This is a genomic window from Dechloromonas sp. A34 (assembly GCF_026261605.1).
GTDB lineage: Bacteria > Pseudomonadota > Gammaproteobacteria > Burkholderiales > Rhodocyclaceae > Azonexus.
In genome coordinates this window covers 2,923,697-2,943,710 of sequence record NZ_CP102486.1, presented here as the reverse complement: position 1 = coordinate 2,943,710, position 20,014 = coordinate 2,923,697, and the positions used below count along the sequence as shown (strand labels likewise).

At 61.7% G+C, this 20,014-nt stretch carries 19 protein-coding genes; 7 read left to right on the top strand and 12 right to left on the bottom strand.

Annotated elements, in window-relative coordinates; genetic code table 11:
* Window positions 1-2 precede the first annotated feature (2 nt).
* Window positions 3-1,118, bottom strand: coding sequence for an S-(hydroxymethyl)glutathione dehydrogenase/class III alcohol dehydrogenase (locus tag NQE15_RS14705; RefSeq protein WP_416336468.1), 1,116 nt, complete (start codon window positions 1,116-1,118; stop codon window positions 3-5).
* Window positions 1,119-1,252: 134 nt separating this feature from the next.
* Here NQE15_RS14705 and NQE15_RS14700 point away from each other — a divergent pair, with 134 nt between their 5' ends.
* Window positions 1,253-2,155: a LysR family transcriptional regulator gene (locus tag NQE15_RS14700; RefSeq protein ID WP_265942424.1), complete on the top strand. Its 903-nt coding sequence runs from the start codon at window positions 1,253-1,255 to the stop codon at window positions 2,153-2,155.
* 48 nt (window positions 2,156-2,203) lie between these two features.
* Here the strand turns inward: NQE15_RS14700 and NQE15_RS14695 are convergent, their stop codons facing one another.
* The gene (locus tag NQE15_RS14695) at window positions 2,204-2,704 is read right to left on the bottom strand and encodes a group I truncated hemoglobin (RefSeq protein WP_265942423.1); all 501 of its coding nucleotides are present in this window, start codon (window positions 2,702-2,704) and stop codon (window positions 2,204-2,206) included.
* A gap of 180 nt (window positions 2,705-2,884) precedes the next feature.
* Here NQE15_RS14695 and NQE15_RS14690 point away from each other — a divergent pair, with 180 nt between their 5' ends.
* The 3 genes from NQE15_RS14690 to NQE15_RS14680 all read left to right on the top strand — a co-directional run bounded on the left by NQE15_RS14690 (window position 2,885) and on the right by NQE15_RS14680 (window position 4,595).
* Window positions 2,885-3,181: a heavy-metal-associated domain-containing protein gene (locus tag NQE15_RS14690; protein WP_265942422.1), complete on the top strand. Its 297-nt coding sequence runs from the start codon at window positions 2,885-2,887 to the stop codon at window positions 3,179-3,181.
* A 228-nt stretch (window positions 3,182-3,409) separates the two neighbouring features.
* Complete coding sequence (locus NQE15_RS14685) at window positions 3,410-3,973, top strand: lipid-binding SYLF domain-containing protein (protein WP_265942421.1); 564 nt, start codon at window positions 3,410-3,412, stop codon at window positions 3,971-3,973.
* A 265-nt stretch (window positions 3,974-4,238) separates the two neighbouring features.
* The gene (locus NQE15_RS14680) at window positions 4,239-4,595 is read left to right on the top strand and encodes a DnaJ domain-containing protein (RefSeq protein WP_265942420.1); all 357 of its coding nucleotides are present in this window, start codon (window positions 4,239-4,241) and stop codon (window positions 4,593-4,595) included.
* Between the two features lie 134 nt (window positions 4,596-4,729).
* Here NQE15_RS14680 and NQE15_RS14675 read toward each other — a convergent pair whose 3' ends face one another.
* From NQE15_RS14675 to NQE15_RS14640, 8 genes are all read right to left on the bottom strand, one after another.
* On the bottom strand, window positions 4,730-5,158 hold the full coding sequence (locus tag NQE15_RS14675; RefSeq protein WP_265942419.1) for a hypothetical protein: 429 nt from the start codon (window positions 5,156-5,158) through the stop codon (window positions 4,730-4,732).
* A gap of 125 nt (window positions 5,159-5,283) precedes the next feature.
* Window positions 5,284-5,643 carry a hypothetical protein gene (locus tag NQE15_RS14670; protein ID WP_323054895.1) on the bottom strand — a complete coding sequence of 120 codons (360 nt, stop codon included), beginning with the start codon at window positions 5,641-5,643 and terminating at the stop codon, window positions 5,284-5,286.
* 84 nt (window positions 5,644-5,727) lie between these two features.
* The gene (locus NQE15_RS14665) at window positions 5,728-5,925 is read right to left on the bottom strand and encodes a hypothetical protein (RefSeq protein WP_265942418.1); all 198 of its coding nucleotides are present in this window, start codon (window positions 5,923-5,925) and stop codon (window positions 5,728-5,730) included.
* A gap of 93 nt (window positions 5,926-6,018) precedes the next feature.
* Window positions 6,019-6,231, bottom strand: a complete 213-nt coding sequence (locus NQE15_RS14660) for a glycine zipper 2TM domain-containing protein (protein WP_265942417.1) — start codon at window positions 6,229-6,231, stop codon at window positions 6,019-6,021.
* Between the two features lie 68 nt (window positions 6,232-6,299).
* Window positions 6,300-6,911, bottom strand: coding sequence for a hypothetical protein (locus NQE15_RS14655; protein WP_265942416.1), 612 nt, complete (start codon window positions 6,909-6,911; stop codon window positions 6,300-6,302).
* 222 nt (window positions 6,912-7,133) lie between these two features.
* The gene (locus tag NQE15_RS14650) at window positions 7,134-7,823 is read right to left on the bottom strand and encodes a VIT1/CCC1 transporter family protein (RefSeq protein WP_265942415.1); all 690 of its coding nucleotides are present in this window, start codon (window positions 7,821-7,823) and stop codon (window positions 7,134-7,136) included.
* Window positions 7,824-7,826: 3 nt separating this feature from the next.
* The gene (locus tag NQE15_RS14645; protein WP_265942414.1) at window positions 7,827-8,864 is read right to left on the bottom strand and encodes a phospholipase A; all 1,038 of its coding nucleotides are present in this window, start codon (window positions 8,862-8,864) and stop codon (window positions 7,827-7,829) included.
* A gap of 304 nt (window positions 8,865-9,168) precedes the next feature.
* Window positions 9,169-11,718: a PAS domain S-box protein gene (locus NQE15_RS14640; protein ID WP_265942413.1), complete on the bottom strand. Its 2,550-nt coding sequence runs from the start codon at window positions 11,716-11,718 to the stop codon at window positions 9,169-9,171.
* A gap of 326 nt (window positions 11,719-12,044) precedes the next feature.
* Between NQE15_RS14640 and NQE15_RS14635 the strand changes: the two genes are divergently transcribed.
* Window positions 12,045-14,693, top strand: coding sequence for a chemotaxis protein CheB (locus tag NQE15_RS14635; protein ID WP_265942412.1), 2,649 nt, complete (start codon window positions 12,045-12,047; stop codon window positions 14,691-14,693).
* A gap of 75 nt (window positions 14,694-14,768) precedes the next feature.
* Here the strand turns inward: NQE15_RS14635 and NQE15_RS14630 are convergent, their stop codons facing one another.
* Window positions 14,769-15,404: an arylesterase gene (locus NQE15_RS14630; protein WP_265942411.1), complete on the bottom strand. Its 636-nt coding sequence runs from the start codon at window positions 15,402-15,404 to the stop codon at window positions 14,769-14,771.
* Window positions 15,405-15,613: 209 nt separating this feature from the next.
* Entirely contained in the window at window positions 15,614-16,537 is a 924-nt protein-coding gene (locus NQE15_RS14625; protein ID WP_265942410.1) for a DUF808 domain-containing protein, read from the bottom strand.
* A 411-nt stretch (window positions 16,538-16,948) separates the two neighbouring features.
* Here NQE15_RS14625 and parE point away from each other — a divergent pair, with 411 nt between their 5' ends.
* Window positions 16,949-18,898 carry a DNA topoisomerase IV subunit B gene (parE, locus tag NQE15_RS14620; protein ID WP_265942409.1) on the top strand — a complete coding sequence of 650 codons (1,950 nt, stop codon included), beginning with the start codon at window positions 16,949-16,951 and terminating at the stop codon, window positions 18,896-18,898.
* Between the two features lie 53 nt (window positions 18,899-18,951).
* Window positions 18,952-19,980 carry a phospholipase A gene (locus NQE15_RS14615; RefSeq protein WP_265942408.1) on the top strand — a complete coding sequence of 343 codons (1,029 nt, stop codon included), beginning with the start codon at window positions 18,952-18,954 and terminating at the stop codon, window positions 19,978-19,980.
* The last annotated feature ends 34 nt before the right edge of the window (window positions 19,981-20,014 follow it).

The following is a 20,014-nucleotide window of genomic DNA, read 5'->3' as shown; positions in this document are numbered from 1 at the left end:
CCCTAGAAATGAATGACAGTGCGGATGCTCTTGCCTTCGTGCATCAGGTCGAAGGCCTCGTTGATCCGCTCGAGCGGCATGGTGTGGGTGATGAAGGTGTCGAGCGGGATTTCGCCCTTCTGCGCCTTTTCGACGTAGCCTGGCAGTTCGCTGCGGCCCTTGACGCCGCCGAAGGCCGAACCGCGCCAGACGCGGCCGGTGACGAGCTGGAACGGACGGGTGCTGATTTCCTGGCCGGCACCGGCGACGCCGATGATGGTCGATTCGCCCCAGCCCTTGTGGCAGCACTCGAGCGCGGCGCGCATCAGGTGCACGTTGCCGACGCATTCGAAAGAGTAATCGACGCCGCCGTCGGTCATGTCGACGATGACCTCCTGGATCGGCTTGGCGCAATCCTTCGGGTTGACGCAGTCGGTGGCGCCCAGTTGGCGGGCGATCTCGAACTTGGCCGGGTTGATGTCGATGGCGATGATGCGCGAGGCCTTGGCCATGGTGGCGCCGATGATCGCCGCCAGTCCGATGCCGCCCAGGCCGAAGATGGCGACGGTGGCGCCCGCTTCCACCTTGGCGGTGTTGAGTACGGCGCCGATGCCGGTGGTGACGCCACAGCCGAGCAGACAGACCTTTTCCAGCGGCGCGTCCTTGGCGATTTTGGCCAGCGAGATTTCCGGCAGCACGGTGTATTCGGAGAAGGTCGAGCAACCCATGTAGTGGTAGATCGGCTGTCCCTTGTAGGAGAAGCGCGTGGTGCCGTCCGGCATCAGGCCCTTGCCCTGGGTAGCGCGCACCGCCTGGCAAAGATTGGTCTTGCCCGACAGGCAGAACTTGCACTTGCCGCATTCGGCCGTGTACAGCGGGATGACGTGGTCGCCGACCGCCAGTGAAGTAACGCCCTCGCCAATGGCTTCGACGATGCCGCCGCCTTCATGGCCGAGGATGGACGGGAAGATGCCTTCCGGGTCGTCGCCGGAGAGGGTAAAGGCGTCGGTGTGGCAAACACCGGAAGCGACGATACGGACCAGCACTTCGCCGGCCTTTGGCGCTTCGACATCGACTTCAACGATCTGCAGCGGCTGGTTGGCGGCGAAGGCGACGGCGGCACGGGATTTGATGGTCATGATGGCTCTCTCGAAGGAAGACGAATGGCGCTGAGTATAATTAGTGCCAAGTGATCGATAAATTCGTTCTGTGCAATTGATTGTTGCCTGTCAGGGATAATAGCTTTGAAGGGTTTCAGCTTGAGGGTAAGCGAGTGAGCCGCTGGGATGGTCTGGATGAATTCGTCGCCGTGGTCGAGAGCGGCAGCTTTGCCCGGGCAGCCGAGGCGCTGCATGTTTCCTCCTCGCACGTCAGCCGACAGGTAGCCGCCCTCGAAGAGCGTCTGCAGGCACGGCTGCTCTACCGGACGACCCGGCGGGTATCGCTGACCGAAGCCGGTCAGACTTTCTTTGCCCGCTGCCAGCGCCTGGTCGAAGAACGCGACGAGGCTTTCCTGACCATGGGCGATCTGCAGAACGCGCCGGCCGGCCTGCTCCGCATGACCGCTGCAGTAGCCTACGGCGAGCGCTTCATCGTGCCTTTGGTCAATGACTTCATGGCCGATCACCCGCAGTTGCGAGTCGATATCGAATTGACCAACCGCACGCTGGACATGGTGCATGAGGGCTTCGACCTGGCGATCCGTCTCGGCCGGCTCAACGAATCGAGTCTGGTCGCCACCCGCCTGTCGCCGCGTGCCATGTATCTGTGTGCGGCCCCCTCCTACCTCGAACGCTACGGTCGTCCCCACACGCTTTCGGAACTCGGACAACACAATTGCCTGATCGGCACCAGCGACGTGTGGCTGTTCCAGCAAGGCGAACGCGAACACCAGTTCCGGCCGAGCGGCAATTGGCGCTGCAATAGCGGCCAGGCCGTGCTCGATGCGACGCTGCGCGGCTTCGGCCTGAGCCAGCTTCCGGATTACTACGTTGTGGATCTGTTGCAGAAAGGAAGCCTGGTTTCCCTTCTCGAAGCGAATCAGCCCCCCAACACTGCGGTATGGGCGGTCTATCCCCAGCGGCGCTACGCGCTGCCCAAGGTCCGTCTGCTGATCGAAGCCCTCAAGAGCGGTCTGGCGCTTCGCCCGGAATATCGGTGCGAACGGGCTGATTAGCCAGCGAACGGCTGCTGCATAGCAGGCCGAAGCGCCAGCCAGGGAAGATCACTTCGTCTTGTAGCCTGCCGTGACTTCTTTCTTGTGCGCCGCGAAGGCAGAGAGGACTTCTCCCTTTTCACGCGCCGGCACCTTGGCGAAGTCAAGACTGCGCCCCAGTTCGGCCGCTACCTCGTCGAATTCTTCCGGCGAGATCTTGAGGTCACGATGCGCCACCTCAAGGCCTAAATGCATCTTGCCCGGCTTGGTTGGCGAGTATTTGAACGGCCCGCCCGCGACTTCGCAGACCCACAGGGTCCGCTCGAACTTGAGGCCCGGCAAGCGGCCCAGGTTCTTGGTGTGCCATTCCCTGAGGGCCGGGTTCTGGGAAGTCTTGCCCACGATCGGGTTCTGCACCACCGCATCGCTAAAATGGTCAATGACCGCGGCAATGGCGAAGACGCCGCCAAGCCGTTCATAGAGACTCTTCTCGGCCTCGGGAGCGGCTTGCAGCGGCAGAGCCAGTGTCAATGTGAATATCGACAGTACGGTTATTAAGTACTTTTTCATCACGATCTCCTTTATTTGAATCATCGCGCCAAGACTGGGGGCGTGCGAGGAAGTTTGTGGGCCAGGCCAGGGCTGGTCTGTTCCCCTGCGCACATAGGAGAGCCCTCTCGATCAGTTGCCGGGCGTTGCTTTGACCACTTCTGAATGGCTGCCATCGGGACAGGCTGATGAGGTCGATTGATGGTCGAAAAGTCCCGGGCGGCGAACTTCATGGAAAAACCATTGCCGAACCAGCCACTAATTACTTCTGGCCGCGGATATCCCATGCAGCACTTGCTTTTCAAGATCAGCGGTCTGACCGACGAGAACTCCGTTCGGACCCTGGCCAACGCCATACAAGACCTGCCAAGCATTGGCCAAGTCGAGATATCACTGGAAAAAGGCGAGGCCAGTATTGACCATGGCCGCTTCGTTAGCCCGGACGACATTCTTCAAGCCATCGTCGATGCCGGTTTTGAAGCTGAGTGTCGCTATTGAAAGCCGTTATTCGCAACCTGTCCCGATCGCGACAATGCATGGATTTTTTTGGCGCCGCCGCTGTTCAACGCGCAAGCATATCAACCCCTCTTAAGTGCGCTAGCGAACAGTGAGCGCCAATCGTCCAAGCTAACCTGTCCCCAGGAATTCTTATCCACATCGGCCGGTTAATTCAAGGCTCGTATCAGGATAAGCCGAGTTCCATTTTGCAATTTTGAGGACAAGAAAATGACCAATACACAAAGTGTTTTGCAGAAATTCATTCTGATCACCGCCGCTGTCTTCACACTGGGCAGCATCAGCCAGCAGGCCGTCGCGGCATCCGCCGAGGATCTGAACAAGGATGCCGCGCAGGCGCTGCAAACCCTGTACAAGTCCAACCCGACAGCCGAGAGCCTTTCCAAGAAAGCCAAGGCGATCCTGATATTCCCCAAGATGGTCAAGGCCGGACTGGTCTTCGGCGGCGCCTATGGTGAAGGCGTTCTGAGCAAGGACGGGAAATACGGTAACTACTACAACTCCGTGACCGCCTCCTTCGGCTGGCAAGCGGGCGCCGAGTCATACGGTTATGTGGTCTTCCTGATGAGCGACAAGGCCGTCAAGTACCTGGATGACTCCAAGGGCTGGGAATTCGGCGTCGGCCCGACCATCGTCGTGGTCAATGAGGGCATTGCCAAGAATCTCTCGACCTCGACCCTGAAGAACGATGCCTATGCCTTCATCTTCGACCAGCAAGGCCTGATGGCCAGCCTGAGCCTCGAAGGCACCAAGATTTCCCGCATCAAGCGTTAAGCTGCAACCAATAAGTCCGCAGCACCCCGGACGGCCCTGATTCCATCGTGAATCAGGGCCGTTTTAACGTCCAGGAGATACGACTTGCCGAAGTGCCGGCGATCCGGCGACCGCTGCGTGGAAACTGGACAATGGAGACCTAATGCGCGGCAGGGCACAGACTGTGCCCACCCGACGCGTAGGCTGTAGTGAAGGCGACTGAGTAGCAGATATCAAAGACGGTTGCCTTGCACGAGGCGGCGGCCCCGCTTCGAAGGAGCCATCCATGAAGAACCACGACCACTACGACACATTGAGCATTGACCGCTGCGCTTCCTGCGCCGAGATCAAACGGGCTTACCGAGCGCTCGCCCAGCGCTTTCATCCCGACGTTACCGAAGACGCCGACGGTGAGCGCAAATTCAAGGATGTTGCGGAAGCTTACCGGGCGCTCAAGCTGCCCGCGTCACGTGTCGCCTACGACCGCAAGATCAACAATTTCTGCGTTGGCGACAAGGCCGCCGGGATCGCCGACCCTGCCGGCGCCAGCTTCTTCGATTACGGCTTCATCCTCTGGCGCTACTGGCCATGGTTCTGGCCAGTTCGCAAGGGCGATTCCAACAAATACACCTTCCGGCGATAGCCATCGGCCGATCGGCCTGCCGCCGGTTCGCCTCCGCCCTGCCCCGGTCTTACCGGGTTCTGCCGTCTGGCCGATACGACCGAGAAAAAGCCCCGGTTTCCGGGGCTCTCAAATAACGCTCGATATTTTCTGGGTCAGCGATTGCGACCACGATCATGATCGTTGTCGCGCCAATCGCCGCGATTATCACCGCGGTGTCCGTCGCGACGGCCATCACCGCGTCCATCGTGACGATCCCGGTAACGCGGCACATATTCGCGCTCGTACCAGCTGTTTCGGACAAAGTAGACCCGTTCGCCACAGGCGTCGTAGGCACGACAATGGCGGCGCCAGTTCCTGGCGTGTCCTGGCGGCACGTGCAGATAGACCGGCGGACGGTCCACCTCGACCCGGCGAACCATCCGGGGTTGCTGATAAATCAGTCGCGGCGGCGGATAGTCGCCGATATCGAGTCGACCGTAAAAGCCAGGCTGGCCTACGTTGACCGACACACCGACATCAGCCGCGCGGGCCGGCGTGGTTGCTGCCGCCAGTAAGACTGCGATCAGAAATAGTCTCATCATGGGAATCCTCATCAATATGCTGCAGTTGCCGGGCCGCACAAGTGAGCACGTCAGAAACGCGAATTCCGGTAGCCGCTTAATTGGCGCCGAAATTTCTCTGCGTGCTCGATCATGCCACGGCGAAATTAGCGCCCGGGAACGATGACCACGGTGCCTTCGGTCGTGCTGCCCCGGGCACCGGTGCTGCCCTTGGCGCCAGTGGTGCCGGTTGCACCCGTGCTGCCGGTGGCGCCGGTATCGCCGGTCGCCCCGGTATAGCCAGTCGCGCCCGTGGCTCCCGTGCCACCGGCCGCGCCGGTGTAGCCCGTAGCGCCGGTATTGCCGGTAGCACCAACGCTGCCGGTCGCCCCGGTGTAGCCGGTACTACCCTTGGCGCCAGTACTGCCGGTCGCGCCTTGCGGTCCGGGTGGGCCGGCGGGCGCGGTAATACAGGCACTCAGCGCAAGGGTCATCAGCGCGACGACAGATAGTTTCGAATAGTTCATGGTGTGTCCTTCTCAATAGGCTTGGGGAGAATCGTTCGCCGGAAGGCGGGCGATCCTTTCAGTGCGGGGTTGGGTGTTGCGGCGTTACTTCTTGTCGCCCTTGGCTGCGTCCTGGACCTTCTCGCCGGCTTTCTCGATATTCTGCCCCGCGGTTGCGGCGGCGTTGTCGACTGCCTTGCCCGCCTTTTCCAGCGGGCCTTCCTTCTTCTCGCAGCCATACAGGGCCGCCAGCAAGGCGGTCATTGCAACGGCGACGGTGACACTTTTTCCGAGTTTGATCATGATTTCCTCCTGTTCCCCCCTTGCCACCTGGCGTCGGGGAAATGAGCGGGTGGTGACGCCCTCCCGGGAATCACCGCCGCTCGTCATTGGGACCTACTTCTTGATTTCGTGGCCGACGACACCACCGACAACGGCGCCGCCGATGGTTCCCGCCGCGCTACCGCCGGTCAGAACGGACCCGCCGATCGCTCCGACACCGGCGCCGATGGCCGTGTTCTGGCCCTGCGACGCGCCCGCACAAGCCCCCAGCCCCAGCGTCAGCACGATGGCGAAGGCACTGGGCAGATAGCTTTGCATTGATTTCATGGGATTACCTCTTTCTTGAACCTCTGGTTTCCGGCACCCGGCGATTGCCGGAGTGCAACGGGAACTTCCTACTTGGTGTAATTCACTTTCATCTTGTCCAGACAGCTGTCCTTGGCGGCACCGGAGTAGGCATCGCACTTTTCCTTGGCAACATCCTTCTGGGCATCAACCTTGTCGGCCTTGGCATCCTTGTTGGCATCGACGGCCTTCTTGTTGGCATCGTTGCGCGCGTCGGCCGATTTTTCATTGGCCGTCGTGTTGGCTGCTGCCGTCTTCATCTGTGCCTTGGCATCGGCCTTGGCGGTGGTTTCGGCGGCCTTCGCCTCCTTCACGCAAACGTCCTTGGCATTGCCGGCCAGGTCGTCGCACTTTTCCTTGGCCACGCCGTAGTCGGCGTCAGCCTTGGCGACGCGGGCGTCGTAACGGGTTTTCTGGGTCGGCTTGTAGCTGGCTTCGAGATCGGCCAGGGCAACCTTTTCCTTGCCCTTGGCTTCGGCGACGCAGACGTCGCTGGCATTGCCGGCCAGCGAACCGCAGGCGGCCTTGGCCGACTTGTACTCCGCCGAAATCTTGTCCTTGTGGCCCTTGTAATCGCCTTTGGACATGCCTTCAGCCATGGCACCGGCGCTGAATGCCAGGGTGATCGCCAGGGCGATCGCATTGATGTTGAGTTTTTTCATTGTCGTTCCTTAAATGTTGATCCTTGGACCGTTGCACTGGCAAACGACGCCAGGACCACAGTTTTCTTCGCCAAGACCGCGCAGTGCTTGAGCATCGCGCATTGCCGCAGTCCAGGAAGGCACTGCTTTTGGCTCCGATGGGGGTGAGGCTACGGGACAGTTGGGCTGCCATCTGTCCGCTGGCGCACATAGATCGGCCTATATATTCAGCCCCCGCCAGTCTCAGGCGGAGACGCCGAACAAAGAGCCGACGCCGGCCGTCAGGGCCATCGCCAATGCCCCCCAGAAGCTCACCCGGGCTGCCGCGACGATCAAGGGGGCACCGCCGGCCCAGGCCGACAGGGTGCCGAGCAGAGCAAGAAACAACAGGGCGCTACCGGCAACACTCCAAAAAAGCAGCGATGCCGGGACCACCAGGACAACGAGCAGGGGCAGTACCGCCCCCACCGAAAAGGTGGCGGCAGAAGTCAGCGCAGCCTGGAGCGGCCTGGCCCCGAGACTTGCGGAAATACCCAGTTCGTCACGTGCATGCGCGCCAAGGGCGTCGTGCGCCATCAATTGCGTCGCGACTTCCGAGGCAACGCTCTTATCCAGGCCACGTCCGACATAAATGGCGGAAAGCTCGGCTTTTTCGTGCGCCGGGTCAGCCGCCAGTTCCCGCCTTTCGCGTTCGAGATCGGCATTTTCCGTATCAGCCTGAGAACTAACGGAAACGTACTCGCCGGCAGCCATCGAGGCCGCACCGGCAACCAGTCCGGCCACGCCGGCGACCAAAACGCCTTTTGCATCGGCACCGGCTGCCGCAACACCAAGCACCAGACTGGCTGTGGACACGATGCCGTCATTGGCACCGAGGACTGCAGCACGTAACCAGCCGATGCGTTCCGTCCGGTGTTTCTCGGTGTGCCTCATGGTTCAGAACTGGAACAAGGCGAGGCCGACCCCAATGCTGGTCTGGCGATGGTTGTAGTCAAGCAGGGTCTCGCCATAACCGGTGAACAGTTGCACGTACCAGCGCAGGCCCGATGGCTGGCTGGCAAAAACCGGATAGGTCCAGTCGAATTGCAGCGAACCGCGGCTGACCGAATTCAGGTTGGTGCGCCAGTTCAGGCCGAAGGTAGAGAGGCCGGGAGCCCAGGCCATGGTCATTTCGTTGCGGCCGATGTAATCGACGAGATCCGGATTGTCATCCAGATCCTGTACGCGCAAGCGCTGGTTGGTGCGCAGCATCAGCGAAAAATCGCCGTGTTCCAGCCCCAGTCCGAGATAGAGCCGGTTCCAGCTGCGCGACAGCGGATCGCTCTGCCCGTTCGACTGGTGCACGGCACCGAGCTGAACCATGCGCAAGTTCCAGCCGAAAGGCAAAGCCCCCAGCTTCTCCGGCACCGGGATGACGTAGATCATTTCCGGCTGATAGTCGGTACTGCGGAACGGCGCCGAATCCTTGGTATCCCAGACCTGCCATAACGAGCGCTGGGTATAGGCAACCCACAGGTCGGCCCCCGGCAGCAACAAGTCCTCGACCACCTTGGCGCGCAGCGATATCTGCAGCTTGGCTTCGATCGGGCGATAGTTCGGGTTGAGCGAGCCTCCTGACAGGGTCGGACTGCTCGGCGTCCGGTTGATGTTCGAGGTGTAGTGCAGCGGCAGCAGGAAGTTGGGGTGATAGGTCCGGATTACGAAATCGCGGCGCTTGTCGGCGTCGCCCAGTTCCCAGGCCGACTGCATGGCCGATGCCGTGCGTCGGTTCTCGTTGTTGGTGACGAGTCCGCTATCGACGGCCCGGGTACCGTCCGGCGATGCGGCAGAGACGTCGGTCGGCCGGCCGACCGAGCGGTCATAGCAGGCGAGCCGCCGCCTGTCGTCCGCTTCGCCGGCGCAGGTGGCGGATGGCTCGTTGGCCATGCAGGTCCCGGCCAGCATGGCCAGCGGGATGATCATTCTCTTCTTCATTTTTCGTTTCCCCGGATCGCGTCGTTCCCGGCCTGGGCACTGACGGTCTTCGGGGGATTGTCTGCCATCGCGCGCACCGTGTATGTGTGCTGTCGAACTTATGGGCAAGCCGGGCGCCGGTGCCGGCAAAAAGAAGCCCGGAACGGGCGGACCGTGCCGGGCAAAGTACAAAAGGTGTTCGGAAATTGGGGGTGGGGCACGAACACCTGAAGTCATTGTCTTCTGCTTCGCCAGGCGCCACCGTGCGCTAGCGCACACAAGACATGGATGGCCGGTGGCGACGACAGCGCCACCGGCCATCAACTCAATGAGCGCTTTCGAACTCGGCGGCGGCAACCACCACCCGATCGCCGCCGGCGCCTTGGGCTCTGGCGACGCCCGATTCGGCCGTCCGGAACGCCTGACCGGCCGAGCCATCGGCGGCAGTCAACATGGCGATCCCCATACTGGCGGTGATCGTGACCTGCCGCTTGCCGACAGTAACTGCCATCCCGGCCAGTTTCGCCCGCAAGCGTTCGGCGAATACCTGAGCCGCCGCCAGGCTGCTCGGCAGCAAAACGGCGAAGCGCTCGCCATCGATCCGGGCGGCAAAATCGATCTTGCGCAATTCTTCGCGCAACAGTGCCGAGAACAGGTGCAGGACGGCATCGCTGGCCAGATGACCGAGGGCGTCGCTGATCGCCGGAAAATCATCGAGTTCGAGCACCAGCACGGCGACTTCCGGATCGATACCACGCTTGAGCCGGGAAAGCGCCTGTTCCATATGACTGTAGAAGTGCGTCCGGGTGGCCAGTTCGGTCAGCGTGTCGATACTGGCCAGACGACGCAGCTCCTGATCCATCGCCTTGGTGGCGGTGACATCCTCGAGGGTTGCCAGGACGGCGATGTGCCCTTCCCATTCGACGCTATTGACGTGCATCAGGCAGTCAATCACCTGGCCCGACTTGGTCAGCAGGCGGATCTCGGAGCTTGACGCTTGCAGTTGGCCGAGCGAATGCGACTTGTGGGCCTCGATCGCCCATTGGCGATCGGCGTCAAAGATCAGCGACAGGAAGGGTTTGCCGATGCACTCGTCGGGCGCGTAGCCGATCAGTTCCAGACCTTTCGGATTCAGGTATTTGAGTACGCCGTCCTGAAGGATGGCGACGCTGAGTGGCAGCTTCTCGATGAAGCTGCGGTAGCGCTTTTCCGAATTCTTCAGCGCCTGCTGGGTATTGTGACGTTCGGTGATGTCGCGCGCGAAACCGACGGTGCCGATCGGCTGCCCCGCCAGATGCACTGGCGACTTGTAGGTCTCGAACCAGCGTCGCTGACCGTCGGCTTCGATCATCTCGACCACGGTTTTCTGCTGGCCCGATTCGAGGACGGTCAGATCGTCGGCCCGATGCGCCTCGGCGATATCCCGACTGAAAATATCGAAATCGGACTGGCCGATCAGGGCATCGGCCGACGGCTTGCCGAACGTGGTAGCGAAGGGCGTGTTGACAGCCAGGAAACGTGATTGCGAGTCCTTGAGCCAGACCTTGAAGGGGAAATTATCGAGCACGGCGCGCTGGTACTGCTCGCGCTCCTGCAAGGCCTTTTCGGCCTGCTTGGCGGCCGAAATGTCCATCACCACCATGCGGCATTCGTCGCCGTTTTCATCGGGAACGGCTTCGATCCTGACGCTGGCCTCGCCACGATGAGTGGTCGGCGCCAGTTGGACTTCGCACTGCATCTTGTGCGTCGCCGTCAGTATCTTGTCGAAGAAGCCGTTGAAGACCGGCAGGTCGTCCTCCACGACATGGGAGGCGAAACGATGCCGGCCCTTCTGCGAACCCTTGATGCCGAGCAGGATCGAACCGGCAAGATTCATGTCGAGGATGACGCCCTGGCGGTCGAGTGTGAAGTAGCCAACCGGGGCGAAATCGTAGATGTCGGCGTAGCGGTCACGCAGGGCATCGGCCTCGTCATAGGCATGACGAAGCTCCTCGTTGTGCATTTCGAGTTCGATCTGGTGGACCTGCAGTTCATGCACCAACTGCGCGTAATCCCACGGCGTCTTCGGCACCTCTGGCGATGACTGCAGGAAGCGCGCTTCGGCCCGCTTGCGGAAAGTTTCCGGATTGGGTCGCGAGCGGCTCTTGATGCGCTCATTGACCGGGAACTGAAACAGCCGGTCGTATTCCGCCTTGACCACGGCGTAGCATTCGCAGGCCCGGGACTCGAGGCCCGGCCGATCGAGAATGGTGATATGCCCACGACTGTATTGGATCAAACCCGCCGCCTGCAGTTTGCCGGCGGCTTCGGTCACCGCTTCACGGCGGACGCCGAGCATGTTGCCGATCAGTTCCTGCGTCATGTTCAGCTGGTTGCCCGGCAGGCGGTCGAGACTGAGCAACAACCAGCGGCACAACTGCTGGTCCACGGCGTGGTGGCGATTGCAGACCACGCTCTGCGCCATCTGCGTCATCAGGGCCTGGGCGTAGCGCAGGGCGAGATGCTGCAGTTCGCCACCCTGGTCGAGTTCCCAGCGCATGACCTCGATCTTCAGCCGGTAGGCCGTCCCCTCGCTCTGAATCACCGCCCGATGGGTCGTGGTTTCGCCACCGAGCACCAGCGGAATGCCGACCAGACCGTCGTTGCCGGTGATCGCCAGTTCGGCAGACGCCCCCTTGCGGGTGGTGAAGATCAGCGAAACGATGCAGGTCGCCGGAAAATAGACGTAGGTCGGGCTGTCGCCCGACTCGAATAGCACCTGGCCGAGATGCAGCGTAACGGGTTCGAGATCGTCCTGCAGGCGCGCGTAATCATTAGGCGTCAGGGCTGCCAGTATGCGGTTCTGTTTCGGGTTTTGCAGCGGATTCGACGGCATTGATTACCTCTACGGCCATTGATTGCCGAGCATCTGGAGTGATGCATAACATGGCCCTTTTCTCAGCTTAGTTCCCGATGACGGATTTGTATGTCGGCAAGCACACATAGCGCGAAAGTCTTCGGAATTTCCGGTAAATTTCCCGTCCATCCCCGGGAAAAATATCGCCGACGACGACTGGCACTCGGTTAAGTGTGTCACGGCACATAAATCCCGGAGAATCGGTGCTAGTCTGACTCCCGTCATTAACCGTGCTGCGGCGCTACAGCACCGTTGAATCCATGTTCTGCGCCGAGACACCAATATTTTCCCAGGAGAGAGGGCTGATGCCAGCGGAAGTGATGAAGAGCCGGCCCAGCCGCCAGACCAAGACCGGGGAGGAGAAACCGGCAGTCCTGGCACGCACCTTCCCGATTGTCGCAATCGGTGCATCGGCCGGCGGCCTTGAGGCACTGGAACAGTTTCTCGCTCATGTCCCGCCGGCCAGCGGCATGGCCTTCGTCGTCATCCAGCATCTCTCCCCCGACCGCGAGGCCATGCTTTCGGAACTGCTGCAACGGTCCACCGCAATGCCGGTGACGCCGGCCCGTAACCGGATGAAGGTCCGGCCGGACAACGTCTATGTGATTCCGCCCAACACCGATATCTCCATCCTGCACGGCAGCCTCTACCTGCTCGAACCAGTGGCGCCGCGCGGCCTGCGCCTGCCGATCGACTTCTTCTTCCACGCCCTCGCCGAGGACCGCCGCGAATTCGCCATCGGCGTCATCCTCTCGGGCATGGGCTCGGATGGCACGCTCGGCCTGCGCACCATCAAGGAAGCCGGCGGTCTTGCCCTGGTCCAGGAACCGGCCACCGCCAAGTACGACAGCATGCCAAAGAGCGCCATTGCGGCCGGCCTCGCCGATATCGTCGCTCCCGCCGAACAACTGCCGCTGCGCATCGTCGAGACCCTGCACCACCTGCGCCCGACGGCCCTCGGCAGAAATCTGCAGGAAATCGAAACCGCCGACCAGCGCAGCGCCTTCGACAGGGTCTGCATCCTGCTACGGGCGCGCACCGGCCACGATTTTTCGCTCTACAAGAAGACGACGGTCTATCGCCGGGTCGAGCGCCGGATGGCAATCCATCAGCTCGACCGGATTGCCGACTATGTGCATTACCTGCGTGAGAACCCGCAGGAAGTCGACCTGCTGTTCAAGGAACTGCTGATCGGCGTCACCAGCTTTTTTCGCGACCCGGCGACCTGGGAATATCTGGAACGCAAGGTGTTGCCCGGACTGCTGGCCAATCACCCGCCGGGCAGCGTCTTGCGGGCCTGGGTGGCCGGCTGCTCGACCGGCGAGGAAGCCTTTTCGCTGGCGATCACTTTCCGCGAAGCGCTGGACCAGTTGCCGGCAACCGCGCGCCTGTCGCTGCAGATCTTCGCCACCGATCTCGACCCGGACGCCATCGCGAAGGCGCGGCGTGGCCTGTATCCGGCCAATATCGTAGCCGACGTATCCGAGGCGCGCCTGAAGCGTTTTTTCAGCGACGAAGGCAATGGCTACCGGGTCAACAAGGAAATCCGCGAAATGGTCGTCTTCGCGCCGCAGGACGTGATCCTGGATCCGCCCTTTACCAAGCTCGACATCCTGACCTGCCGCAACCTGCTGATCTATCTGGGCGCCGAATTGCAAAAGCGGGTGCTGCCGCTGTTTCATTACAGTCTCAAGCCGGGCGGCGTGCTACTGCTGGGCAGTGCCGAATCGATCGGCAACTTCAGCGACCTGTTCGTGCCGCTGGAAGCCAAGGCACGCCTGTTCAAACGCAACGACAGCCCGCAGCGCTCCGCCACCCTTGAATTCCCGACCCGGAATTTTCACAACAAAACCGAGCCTTTCATGGATACCAAACCCGAACCAGTCACCGCCAATCTGCAACATCTCGCCGACGACCTGCTGCTCCAGCAATTTTCGCCCGCCGCCGTACTGGTCACCGCCACCGGCGACCTGGTCTATATCAGCGGGCGCACCGGCAAGTACCTGGAACCCGCCGCCGGCAAGGTTAACTGGAACATCCACGCCATGGCCCGCGATGGCTTGCGCCAGGAAATCGCCGTTGCCCTGCCCAAGGCCCTGCGCACCGGCGAGCGCGTGGTTTGCCACAACCTGGCAATCGGCAGCAATGGCAGCGCCCAGATCGTCGATCTGACGGTGCAGCCGATTACCGAACCCGCCGCATTACGCGGCATGATCATGCTGGTCTTCGCCGATGTCGCCAAGGCATTGCGCCTGCCGGAAGCCACGGCCGGCAAGCACGGCGGCAAGCGCAGCCAGCGCGAAGCCGAACTGGAACAGGCGCTGGAGCAGAAGCATCAGGAAGTCCAGACCCTGCGCGAGGAGATGCAGAGTTCGCAGGAAGAACTGAAGTCGGCCAACGAGGAGTTGCAATCGACCAACGAGGAATTACAGTCGGCCAACGAGGAACTGACGACTTCCAAGGAGGAAATGCAGTCCCTGAACGAGGAATTGCAGACGGTCAATGTCGAACTGCAATCCAAGGTTGATGAGCTGTCGACCGCCAACAACGACATGAAGAACCTGCTCAACAGCACCGACATCGCCACCGTCTTCCTCGATAGTGCGCTGCACGTCCGGCGCTTCACGACCCAGGCGACGCGAATTTTCAAGCTGATCCCGAGCGATCTCGGCCGCGCCCTGTCCGACATCGTCACCGACCTCGACTATCCGACGCTGCTCGGCGATGCCGAGGAAGTGCTACGCACACTGGTCTTCTCGGACCGCGAAGTGGCCACCGGCGACGGCCGCTGGTTCCAGGTCAAGATCATGCCTTACCGCACGCTGGATAATGTGATCGACGGGGTGGTCATCACCGTCAACGACGTCAGCCGCGCCAAGCAACTGGAGGCTGAACTGCGGGCCATCGGCCGGGACGGCAAGACTTTCCGATTGTCGGAAGGCGACAAGGCCTGAGGCGATAAACCAGGGCGGCCATTCCGCAAGCCGAACGCTACGGGATTGCGCTTTTCCGGCGCCTGGATATCGCGTTCAGGGGGCCAAACTCAGGCCCATTGTTTTCAAGGCCGCGTGAATCCCCGTCGCCATCTCCCGGTAGCCCTGGGCGTTGGGATGGATCTGGTCGGCGCACAACTCGGGGCGACCCAGAATTTCCGCGAACACATCCTCGATGACCGGCACCTTCTCTTCCTCGCCCAGTTCCCGGTAAATGGGCGAGTCAGCCGGCCGTCGCGCCACGACGCCAAGCAGTGACAATTCGGGCACGGCCACCAGTACGACCTGTGCTCCTCCTTGCCTGACGGTTTGGACAATGCTGCGCAGATCGTCCTTGACGGCCTTGGCTGAGCGGCGGCGCAGGAAATCATTGCCCCCGATTTCGACAATCACCAGCGCTGGCTGATGTTCATCGAGCAAGCCGCGCAGGCGTCCCCTGCCCGCTTCAGCCGTATCGCCGGGAATGCCGGCATTCACGATTTGCCAGCCGGTCCGGGAAGCCAGCAGCGTTGGCCAATCCTCGCCGCTCGCCGCGCCGGTACCGAAGGTCACACTGTCGCCAAAAGCCAGTACGGTTTTACCCGGAGCAATGGCCGGCAGTTTCGACTTTTTCCCGCAAGCCCCCAGAACGGCGGCGGCCACCAGAACGCCAATCAGTTCCCGGCGCTTCATGGCAGCTTGCCGCGGACGGGTTTGGCCTGAAAGTACAGGCATTGCTCGCCGGAGGCGGCGATTACCTCACGGCCAGGTTGCGACCGGCTTTTGAACCCCAGAGCGCGGCAACCGTAGCGGAATACCGCATCGTGCGTAATGAAGTAATGCATGCACTGGTGGCACTTCGGTTTGCACTCGGGGGACATCGCCAAATTCATCGCTCCGGGTCAGGCCTGCGCCTTCCGGAATGCGCCCGCGACCTTCGCGAAGCCTTTGACCACCAGCAAGGCCAACCCGCCGCCAACAATGCCGACGCCGACATCGAGCGTCAGCGACACCACACCGCCGAGCATTCCGGACAAGTCGGCGAGATGCTCGATAGCGTGATGTACCGGCGGCACACCATGCGCCAGGATGCCGCCACCGACCATGAACATCGCCGCGGTGCCGATCACCGTCAGCGCCTTCATCAGTTTCGGCGCGGTCAGCACAAGCCCGCGGCCGATGGTTCGCGCCACGGCACTTCCCTTTTCCAGCAAGTAAAACCCGAGATCGTCCATCTTGACGATGCCGGCAACGATGCCATAAACCCCCACCGTCATGATCAGGCCAATACTGGCCAGCACGGCCACCTGCGAAGAGAACGGCTGATCGGCGACGGTGCCCAGCGCGATGACGATGATTTCCGCCGACAGCACGAAGTCGGTCCGGATGGCGCCCTTGATCTTGTCCGCCTCGAAAGCGGCCAGGTCGACGTTTTCGTCAGCCAGCGCGGCCAGTTCGGCGGCGTGGTGCGCGGCGTCTTCTTCCGGGCTGTGCAGCCACTTGTGGGCGAGTTTTTCGACGCCCTCCAGGCACAGATAAAAGCCGCCCAGCATCAGCAAGGGGGTTACCGCCCACGGGGCAAGCGCGCTGATCGCAAGCGCGGCGGGAACCAGGATCAGCTTGTTCTTCAGCGAGCCAACGGCTACGGCCCACACCACCGGCAGTTCCCGCTCGGCCCGCACGCCGGAAACCTGCTGCGCGTTCAAGGCCAGGTCGTCGCCCAGCACGCCGGCAGTTTTCTTGGCGGCCACCTTGGTCATCAGCGCGACGTCGTCGAGGATCGTCGCAATATCGTCAATCAGGGCAAGCAGGCTGGCTCCGGCCATCACTTTATTCCATTGGGTTGAAAGGCCGGGATTCTATCGAACAAACAGGCTTCGGCAATGCTGCTCAGATCGCCTCGTGATCACTGTGATCGACGGAAAAATCCCTGATCCACGTCGAGCGTCGATCAATGTGGGAGCGCCGGTCCAGCGTAACCAGCCCTTCGGAGGTATGGTACGGGGGCGGCGCAACCCGGGTCCGGAGGCGGCGTTCAGAGCCTCTGGGCGGACGCACCCAGCGTGCCGAATGATCCTGTGTATCTTTCTGGGTCATGGCTTTACCTCATTGATCGATGGACCGGGGACTGATTATGCCACAGGGGGAATCCACTCATCTCGGTAAGGAAACCGGTAGAATTCGGCCGCGCCGCAACCTGCGGTGGCCCGCCCAATCAGCCCCATTCTCAAAAGCGCATGACCGAATATTCAGCCTCTTCCATCCGCGTCCTCAAGGACCTCGAACCCGTCAAGGAACGCCCGGGGATGTACACCCGGACGACCTGCCCGACCCACATCGTGCAGGAGGTCATCGACAACGCGGCCGACGAGGCGCTGGCCGGCTTCGCCAAGAAGATTGCGGTCGTCATCCGCGCCGACGGGGTCATCGAGGTGTCCGACAACGGCCGCGGCATTCCGGTCGAAATCCACCCGGAAGAAGGCCGCCCGGCGGTCGAGCTGGTCTTCTGCAAGCTGCACGCCGGCGGCAAGTTCAACAAGAAGGAAGCCGGCAATGCTTACCGCTTCTCTGGCGGCCTGCACGGCGTCGGCGTTTCGGTGACCAATGCCTTGTCCACGCGGCTCGAAGTCGAAATCAAGCGCGGCGGCGGCATTCACCACATCGCTTTCGGGGCTGGCTTCGTTACCGAGCCGTTGAGCCGGATTGGCGACTGCGGCCAGCGCAACACCGGCACCACGGTGCGCATCTCGCCCGATCCCAAGTATTTCGATTCGCCGAAGGTCAATCTGGCGCAACTGGAACACCTGCTGCGTTCCAAGGCCGTGCTGATGCCCAATGTCACGGTCGAACTGGATATCGAAGGCAGCGAGAAGAAGACCTGGTGCTACCAGAACGGGATGGCCGACTACCTGGCTGAAATGATGGTCGGCTCACCGGTGGCACCGATTTTCGTCAGCGAGAAATACGTCGACACCGCCAACGGCTTCGCGGTCGGCGAAGGCGCCACCTGGGCCCTGGCCTGGTTCGAGGAAGGCGGCGGCAAGCCGGAAAGCTACGTCAACCTGATTCCGACACTGGACGGCGGCACCCACGAAGCCGGGCTCAAGGCCGGCGTCTTCGAGGCGATCAAGACTTTCGCCGACCACCACGCCATCCTGCCGGCCAAGGTCAAGCTGGCACAGGAAGACGTCTGCGGCCGGATGACCTACCTGCTGTCGGCCAAGGTCCTCGACCCGCAGTTTCAGGGCCAGACCAAGGAAAAGCTGACCAGCCGCGACGCCTACAAACTGGTCTCGCAGATGGTGCGCGACCCCTTCGAGCTATGGCTGAACAGCCATGCCGAGTACGGTAAGAAGATTGCCGAGCTGGCGGTCAAGGCGGCGCAGAACCGCATGAAGTCCACGCAGAAGGTGGAAAAGAAGAAGTCCTCCGGCATCGCCACCCTGCCCGGCAAGCTGACCGATTGCGAATCCGACGATATTTCGCGCAACGAGGTTTTCCTGGTCGAGGGCGATTCGGCCGGCGGCTCGGCCAAGCAAGGCCGCGACAAGGAAACCCAGGCAGTGCTGCCTTTACGCGGCAAGGTGCTGAACACCTGGGAAGTGGACCGCGACCAGCTATTCAAGAACAACGAAGTCCACGACATTTCGGTGGCCATTGGCGTCGACCCGCACGGCATCGAGCAGATCGACAGTGTCGACGTCTCCGGCCTGCGCTACGGGCGGATCATCGTGATGTCCGATGCCGACGTCGATGGCAGCCATATCCAGGTCCTGCTGTTCACCCTCTTCCTCAAGCACTTCCCGGCGCTGGTCGAGCGCGGCCATATCCACGTCGCCCAGCCGCCGCTGTTCCGCGTCGATGTCGAAGCGCGTGGTCACACCCGCAAGGTCTATTGCCTGGACGAAGCCGAAAAGCAACAGACGCTGCAGAAACTGGCCGATGAAGGAGTCTCGGAAAACAAGATCACCGTCTCCCGCTTCAAGGGCCTCGGCGAAATGAACCCCGACCAGCTCTGGGAAACCACGCTCTGCCCCGACACCCGCCGCCTGGTGCCGTTCCAGGCCAGCCGGGAAACCATCAAGGAAATGACCGCCACCTTCACGCTGCTGATGGGCAAAGGCGAAGCGGCCGGCCGCCGGGCGTGGATGGAAAAGGATGGCGGGCTGGTCGAAGCGGACGTTTAAACTACGGCAGTAACCCCGGCAACAGTCGGCATTCAGAAAGTGATCGATCACCCATGAGTACGATTCCCCGAGTTTCTGCATTACTCTTTTTTAGCCTCGCACCGCTGGCCGCGCTCGGCCAGTCGCTGGGCCAATGCCAGCGCATCGGGAATGATGCCAAACGCCTGGCCTGCTACGATGCGCTGACCAGCCCGGAGGAAGGCAGTCTCCACAGCGAAACGCCGCAAGACGCCCTGCTGCCAAGCGCCCAGAAAGAACCCGACAGTCGGCCTTCGCTGCTCGGCAGCGCCTGGGAACTCGACCCCGGGCAACGGGGACACATCCTGCGCATTCGCCCCTACAAGCCGGTCTATATCCTGCCCGGCTTCCATAACAGCAACCCCAACCGCTTCCCGGCCTCGCCGGCCGCCAGCCACGCCAGCACCTCGGCCGCCGACCTCAGCAACGACGAAGCCAAGCTCCAGATCAGCCTGAAAACCAAGCTGGGCGAAGACCTGTTCGGCGACAACGGCGACCTCTGGTTCGGCTATACCCAGACCTCGCGCTGGCAGGTCTATCACGGCGGCACCTCGCGCCCGTTCCGGGAAACCAACCACGAGCCGGAACTGATGTTGGTCTGGCGCACCGATTACGCACTCGGCGGCTGGCGCGGTCGTTATCTATCGTTTGGCATCAACCACCAGTCGAATGGCCGCTCACTGCCGCTGTCGCGCAGCTGGAACCGGGTCATGGCCTCGGTTGCGCTGGAAAAAAATGACTGGACGGTGACTTTCCGTCCCTGGTGGCGCATTCCGGAATCGGCCGACCAGGACGACAACCCGGATATTTCAAGCTATTTGGGCCGGGCCGACCTGCATCTGGTCAAGCGCTGGGGCGACCAGCAGTTCTCGGTACTGCTGCGCCACAGCCTGCAAAGTGGCCGGAACAGCCATGGCGCCGTGCAACTCGACTACGCCTTCCCGATTGCCGGCAGCTTGCGCGGCCATCTACAATGGTTTTCAGGCTACGGCGAAAGCATGATCGACTACAACCACCGCGCCAATTATTACGGCGTCGGTTTTTCCTTGCTGGAATGGTATTGAACGGTGGCGCCGGAAAATATCGCCGGCCGATTCA

Bases quoted from the DNA above. Each gene is read 5' to 3' on its own strand.
- NQE15_RS14705 (WP_416336468.1), bottom strand. From the start codon at position 1,118: ATGACCATCAAATCCCGTGCCGCCGTCGCCTTCGCCGCCAACCAGCCG.
- NQE15_RS14630 (WP_265942411.1), bottom strand. From the start codon at position 15,404: ATGAAGCGCCGGGAACTGATTGGCGTTCTGGTGGCCGCCGCCGTTCTG.
- NQE15_RS14650 (WP_265942415.1), bottom strand. From the start codon at position 7,823: ATGAGGCACACCGAGAAACACCGGACGGAACGCATCGGCTGGTTACGT.
- NQE15_RS14640 (WP_265942413.1), bottom strand. From the start codon at position 11,718: ATGCCGTCGAATCCGCTGCAAAACCCGAAACAGAACCGCATACTGGCA.
- NQE15_RS14675 (WP_265942419.1), bottom strand. From the start codon at position 5,158: ATGATGAGACTATTTCTGATCGCAGTCTTACTGGCGGCAGCAACCACG.
- NQE15_RS14635 (WP_265942412.1), top strand. From the start codon at position 12,045: ATGCCAGCGGAAGTGATGAAGAGCCGGCCCAGCCGCCAGACCAAGACC.
- NQE15_RS14615 (WP_265942408.1), top strand. From the start codon at position 18,952: ATGAGTACGATTCCCCGAGTTTCTGCATTACTCTTTTTTAGCCTCGCA.
- NQE15_RS14625 (WP_265942410.1), bottom strand. From the start codon at position 16,537: ATGGCCGGAGCCAGCCTGCTTGCCCTGATTGACGATATTGCGACGATC.
- NQE15_RS14695 (WP_265942423.1), bottom strand. From the start codon at position 2,704: ATGAAAAAGTACTTAATAACCGTACTGTCGATATTCACATTGACACTG.
- NQE15_RS14665 (WP_265942418.1), bottom strand. From the start codon at position 5,925: ATGATCAAACTCGGAAAAAGTGTCACCGTCGCCGTTGCAATGACCGCC.
- parE (WP_265942409.1), top strand. From the start codon at position 16,949: ATGACCGAATATTCAGCCTCTTCCATCCGCGTCCTCAAGGACCTCGAA.
- NQE15_RS14645 (WP_265942414.1), bottom strand. From the start codon at position 8,864: ATGAAGAAGAGAATGATCATCCCGCTGGCCATGCTGGCCGGGACCTGC.
- NQE15_RS14690 (WP_265942422.1), top strand. From the start codon at position 2,885: ATGGTCGAAAAGTCCCGGGCGGCGAACTTCATGGAAAAACCATTGCCG.
- NQE15_RS14680 (WP_265942420.1), top strand. From the start codon at position 4,239: ATGAAGAACCACGACCACTACGACACATTGAGCATTGACCGCTGCGCT.
- NQE15_RS14670 (WP_323054895.1), bottom strand. From the start codon at position 5,643: ATGAACTATTCGAAACTATCTGTCGTCGCGCTGATGACCCTTGCGCTG.
- NQE15_RS14660 (WP_265942417.1), bottom strand. From the start codon at position 6,231: ATGAAATCAATGCAAAGCTATCTGCCCAGTGCCTTCGCCATCGTGCTG.
- NQE15_RS14685 (WP_265942421.1), top strand. From the start codon at position 3,410: ATGACCAATACACAAAGTGTTTTGCAGAAATTCATTCTGATCACCGCC.
- NQE15_RS14655 (WP_265942416.1), bottom strand. From the start codon at position 6,911: ATGAAAAAACTCAACATCAATGCGATCGCCCTGGCGATCACCCTGGCA.